The 716-nt window shown below is 43.3% G+C and carries 1 pseudogene; it reads right to left on the reverse strand.

What is annotated here, in order from left to right:
• Nucleotides 1-295 precede the first annotated feature (295 nt).
• Nucleotides 296-716: pseudogene (locus AB4496_RS29080) on the reverse strand (hypothetical protein); the annotation flags it as partial.

Genomic DNA, 716 nt, shown 5'->3' on the forward strand with positions numbered 1-716 from the left:
CTGTCGGTATGGCTGTTTGAGTTGGTATTCATGGTGTATCTCCAAGTTAAAAAGGCTACTGGAGATAAAAAGAGGCGACATTTTTGATGACATTCTTAGCTACCGTCCAGCAGCTAAAGAATGTAAGTATTCCGTGCTGCTCTATTGAGAGCACCACCAAAAGAAAATTGAAGTTGAAGTTGAAGTTGAAGCAGAATTAAATTTCATGGTTAAAACCTATCAACAATACAGACGAGCGACAACTGTTATTTACGCGCACCAAGAAAATAGGTCTTAAGATTAACAGGTTATAGGCTTAATCTTTACTGGAACACAGTTCAGTGATTCGGTCACACATGGCTTGGTTAACTGTGAAGTGGGTGTTGAGGAACGCTAGTTGGGCAAGTGCCGATTCAGCCGTGCGCTCGTAACCTTGGGTAAAGGTTGGTAGCAATTGAGCAAACTTAGGAAAGCGTGCTTCTAGCCTTCTATCCGACATAAATTCATCAACGAATTCAGGCTCAGAATGCTCAGTTTGATCCACAAGATCGATCAAACGATCAAGAGCGTAAGATTGAACAAAGCGAGAGCCAGAAAGCTTCTCGCCGCGATTATATCGGCTCATGCCCACATAAAGATTGGTCAGTGCTTCACCGATGATCCATTCTTGAGAGTTTGCGTGTGCCTCGCCTTTTGCTGGTGGAACACAACACTGAGTATCAAATTCAGGTTGCTGC

This window comes from Vibrio sp. 10N.222.46.A1, from assembly GCF_041473595.1.
Lineage (GTDB): Bacteria > Pseudomonadota > Gammaproteobacteria > Enterobacterales > Vibrionaceae > Vibrio > Vibrio tasmaniensis_A.